Annotated in this window: 5 protein-coding genes; all 5 read left to right on the top strand. The window is 60.1% G+C overall.

Features of this window, described 5'->3' with window-relative positions; all coding sequences use genetic code 11:
- Positions 1-85 precede the first annotated feature (85 nt).
- Positions 86-802, top strand: a complete 717-nt coding sequence (locus tag AKV04_RS25690) for an HAD-IC family P-type ATPase (protein WP_235815688.1) — start codon at positions 86-88, stop codon at positions 800-802.
- A 116-nt stretch (positions 803-918) separates the two neighbouring features.
- Positions 919-1,323: a Cu(I)-responsive transcriptional regulator gene (gene cueR / locus AKV04_RS17595; RefSeq protein WP_054007731.1), complete on the top strand. Its 405-nt coding sequence runs from the start codon at positions 919-921 to the stop codon at positions 1,321-1,323.
- A 561-nt stretch (positions 1,324-1,884) separates the two neighbouring features.
- Positions 1,885-2,286, top strand: a complete 402-nt coding sequence (locus AKV04_RS17590) for a FixH family protein (protein ID WP_054007730.1) — start codon at positions 1,885-1,887, stop codon at positions 2,284-2,286.
- Positions 2,283-3,773: an efflux RND transporter periplasmic adaptor subunit gene (locus tag AKV04_RS17585; RefSeq protein WP_054007729.1), complete on the top strand. Its 1,491-nt coding sequence runs from the start codon at positions 2,283-2,285 to the stop codon at positions 3,771-3,773. Before AKV04_RS17590 ends, AKV04_RS17585 begins: the two co-directional genes overlap by 4 nt.
- A partial coding sequence (locus AKV04_RS17580; protein WP_162232896.1) for an efflux RND transporter permease subunit occupies positions 3,770-4,306 on the top strand: 537 nt, incomplete at its 3' end. The genes AKV04_RS17585 and AKV04_RS17580, both read left to right, overlap by 4 nt.

Raw genomic sequence — 4,306 nt, 5'->3', positions numbered from 1 at the left:
GGCGGCGGGTCAGGATGAAACCCAGGTCCTGAAACGGGCGGCCTCTGTCGAAGCCTTGTCTGAACATCCGATCGCCAGCGCAATCGTGCGCGCGGCAAAAAGCCAAGGGCATTGCCGTGCCAGAGGCGCAGGATTTCATCTCTATCACCGGGCTGGGGGCTGCGGCCTACGTCGAGGGTCAGCGTGTTCTTATCGGTGCCGACCGGCTGATGACCCGCGACGGCGTGGAGCTTGGGGCCTTGGCCGCCTTGGGTGCCGCACTTGGCGTCAAAGGCCGCTTCCGCTGTATATGGCGGTGGACGGCGTGGCGGTCGCGGTCATCGGTGTCGCCGACCCGATCAAACCGGGTTCGCCCGGAGCGATTGCCGCCCTGCATGCGCTGGGGCTGAAGGTTGCGATGATTACCGGCGACAACCGCGTCACGGCTGCGGCGATTGCAAGCACTTTGGGCATCGACCATGTCGTGGCTGAAGTGCTGCCCGAAGGCAAAGTCGCTGCGCTGAACTCTCTGCGCGAAGGCGGGGCCAAGGTTCCTTTCGTGGGCGACGGCATCAACGACGCGCCCGCTTTGGCCAGTGCCGATGTTGGCAATGCCATCGAGACCGGCACCGATGTTGCGGTTGAAAGCGCCGATGTGGTGCTGATGTCGGGCGATCTGCGCGGCGTGGTCAACGCCTTCCGCATCAGCCAGCGCAGCATGGCGAATATCCGCCAAAACCTGTTCTGGGCCTTTGGATATAATGTCGTGCTGATCCCGGTTGCCGCAGGTGTGCTGTATCCGCTGAACGGCACCTTGTTGTAACCGATGCTGGCTGCGGGTGCGATGGCGCTGTCCAGCGTTTTCGTGCTGAGCAACGCGCTGCGCCTGCGTTGGGTGCAGCCAGCAATCAAGCAATCCAATGTGAAGGAAGCGCAATCATGAACATCAAAGATGCGGCCGAACGATCCGGCCTGCCCGCGAAGACCATCCGCTATTATGAAGAGATCGGTCTGGTGCGCCCGCTGCGTGATACCAATGGATACCGCACCTTCCGGGAAAGCGACATTCACAAACTGACGTTTCTGGGCCGGTCCCGCGCCTTGGGTTTCACCATCGAGGATTGCCGGGTTCTGCTCTCGCTTTACGAAGACAAAAGCCGGGCCAGTGCCGACGTCAAAGAACTGGCGGCGCGGCATCTTGACCAAATCGGCGAGAAGATCGCAGCACTGGAAAGCATGCGCGGCACGCTGACGGAACTGGTTGACGCCTGCCATGGCGACCATCGGCCAGACTGCCCAATACTTTCAAATCTGGCACTCCGAAACATGGTAGGAGCGTCGTAGACATCTTAACAACCGAAAGCGAGCAGCTGGGCAGCAATCGGCTTGATCGCAAGTGATACTCAGCAAATTGTGACTTGTCGATTGGCTTCGGAGCGTGCAATCACCGTTTATGCATAAGTTGGTTAGCATTTTGGGACTAATACTGACGCTGGCAACGTTGATCATTGCGCCAGTGCAGGATGCTTATGCCGGTGTTGTGGCAGCAACGTCGCCGGTGATGAAAATGGCTGACGGGTCGCCTTGCACATCGCAAAGCTGTGCCAAAATGCCCGACTGTCCGATGGTTTTGCCTTGCGTGACTGTTCCCGGAGCCGTGATGGGGACGACGGGAAGTCCGGATTTCCTACCCATTGTGCTAATCGAGCGTTTTTCCTTTCAGAACCAAGCAAATCTGCCTTCCTTGACAGGTAGCGGTTTGCGAAGGCCTCCCAAAGTCTGACTGTTCGGGTGCCAATCGCACCCTTAAACCGCCTGGCACATATGCCGAGTGGTTTGTGTGGCTTGGCATTTGCCATGCCGATTTCGCGCAGTAGCGCGGCTCAGACAGTCAGAAGCTTTATCATGAACAGCAAACACTTATTGCGCAGCCTCGTGCTGGCGCAGGCTTTCACCCTGGCGGCGGCATTCGCTGCTCAGGCAGCGCCAGAAGACTATGCGTTTAAAGTCGTCGGCAGCGAACTGCACCCCGGTGAGGGCGTAACCATATCGGTCAGCTTGACTGATCTGCGGACAAACACGCCGGTTGCCGATGCAGTGATTTTCACCACACGGTTGGACATGGCCCCCGAAGGTATGGAGGGCATGACCGCACCCGTTGAAGCGGTGGCGTCCGATGTAGCCGGGCAGTACCAGTTTAAGGCGGACCTTGCGATGGCCGGGAACTGGCGGTTTCAGATCGCGGCCAAAGTGCAAGGTGAAGTCGAGACGGTGCAAGGCGAGTTGATCCTCGGCGTGCAGAAATGAGTGTTCTCGGCAGGACCCTGATGGTGGGGCTGATAGCCGGGTCTGCGGGTTTTGCCGGGATTTGGGCTGGGGATCAACGCGTGGTTCCGGGTGATATCCCGGGCCTGCTGCGGTCCTCTGTGGCACGTTTATTTGGCTCGGACGCTGAGGCGATGGCGACGCATGGCGCTGAAACCGCGAGCGTGGTTGTCCCGGAAGGGGCAGTCATCTACTATCGTCACCCGGACGAAGCCACCTATTCGCTGGTGCCCAAAAGCACCGCGGATGGCCGGACCTACCTGGCTGTTCTGGCTAGCGAGGATGTCAGTTTTGACGGCGGGCCAAAGGCGACCAACACTGTCGTCGCAGACACCAGCCTGTCAGACACTGTGCCCGTGACCGCAGGTGAAAAACGAATACTCTACTACCGCAACCCGATGGGACTGCCCGATACCTCGCCTACGCCCAAGAAAGACTCGATGGGGATGGACTATATCCCTGTTTATGACGGCGAAGAGGCGGATGGATCAACTGTCACGGTTTCGGCGGGCAAGATTCAGCGCTCGGGCGTGAAAACCACGCTGGCCGCACGGACCACTATCAGCCAGCCAATCATGGTGCCGGGGGTGGTTGAGCATGATGAACGCAAGATCAGCGTGATTTCGTTGCGCACCGAAGCCTTTGTCGAAAAAGTTGCCGACGTGACAACTGGGGCGCCGATCAAAGCCGGGCAGCCTTTGGTCACGCTTTACGCAAAGGAATTTGCAACTGCGGGGGCGCAATACGCGGCGGATCTGAAAATAGGCAGCAAGACCGGGGGCGGGGGTGCCTTGCAACGCCTTTTGAACCTTGGGGTGCCTGCCGAGATGATCGCCGAGATCGAGAAGACCGGCAAACCACCCCTGTCCGTCACCCTGATGGCCCCGCGCGATGGCGTGGTGCTGGAGCGCATGGCGGTCGATGGCATGATGGCCGAAGCTGGCGAGACGTTGTTTCGCATTGCCGATACTTCGACTGTCTGGATCATCGCAGATGTGCCGGAATATGAACTGGCATCCGTGCAGCGCGGTGCTGCGGCCACCGTGCGCTTTCGCAGCATGCCGGGGCGGGCGTTCACCGGCAAGGTTGATGAGATTTACCCTGAGATTCAGGCCGAAACCCGCACTGCCAAAATTCGCATCGAATTGCCAAACCCTGATGGTGCGATGATCGCGCACATGTATGCCGATGTTGAGATTGCGGCCGGAGCGGCGGAATCAGTGGTCACAGTGCCGGATTCTGCCGTGATCGACAGCGGCGACCGCCAAGTGGTGATTGTCGATCTGGGTGAGGGCCGGTTTGAGCCGCGTGACGTGCAGATTGGCCAGCGCGGCGCGGGCATGGTCGAGATCAGGCAGGGCGTGGCAGAGGGCGAGACGGTTGTGGTGTCAGCCAATTTCCTGATCGACGCCGAAAGCAACCTCAAGGCCGCCTTGTCGGCATTGACCCCAGTGGAGGCCCAGCCATGATCGCCAAACTGATCGGCTGGTCGGCCCGAAATCTGGTGCTGATCCTGTTTGCCGCCGCTGTCGCCGTAGCGGGCGGTGTTTATGCGATCCGCACCTTGCCGCTGGATGCGATCCCGGACCTGTCGGATGTGCAGGTCATCGTATTGACCGACTATCCCGGTCAAGCACCGCAAGTGGTCGAGGATCAGGTGACCTATCCGCTGACGACGGCGATGCTGACGGTGCCGAGGTCCAAGGTGGTGCGCGGCTTTTCCTTCTTTGGCGTGTCGTTCGTCTATGTGATTTTTGAGGATGGGGTGGACCCCTACTGGGCACGCAGTCGCGTACTCGAATACCTGAACGCTGCCGCAAGCCGCCTGCCTGCCGGGGTAACGCCCGCGCTAGGCCCGGATGCCACCGGGGTCGGCTGGGTCTATCAATACGCGCTGGTTGGCAAGGAATTGTCGCTCGCCGAACTCCGCAGCTTGCAGGACTGGGTGGTGCGCTTTGCCGCCTCAAAGGCCGACGGCGTGTCCGAAGTGGCCAGCGTCGGT

This window comes from Cypionkella psychrotolerans (assembly GCF_001294535.1).
GTDB classification, from domain to species: domain Bacteria; phylum Pseudomonadota; class Alphaproteobacteria; order Rhodobacterales; family Rhodobacteraceae; genus Cypionkella; species Cypionkella psychrotolerans.
Note: the sequence above shows the minus strand (reverse complement) of the source record. Positions and strands in the feature narration are given on the sequence as shown.

Coding starts and splice junctions, on each gene's coding strand:
- cueR (WP_054007731.1), top strand. CDS start 919: ATGAACATCAAAGATGCGGCCGAACGATCCGGCCTGCCCGCGAAGACC.
- AKV04_RS17590 (WP_054007730.1), top strand. CDS start 1,885: ATGAACAGCAAACACTTATTGCGCAGCCTCGTGCTGGCGCAGGCTTTC.
- AKV04_RS17585 (WP_054007729.1), top strand. CDS start 2,283: ATGAGTGTTCTCGGCAGGACCCTGATGGTGGGGCTGATAGCCGGGTCT.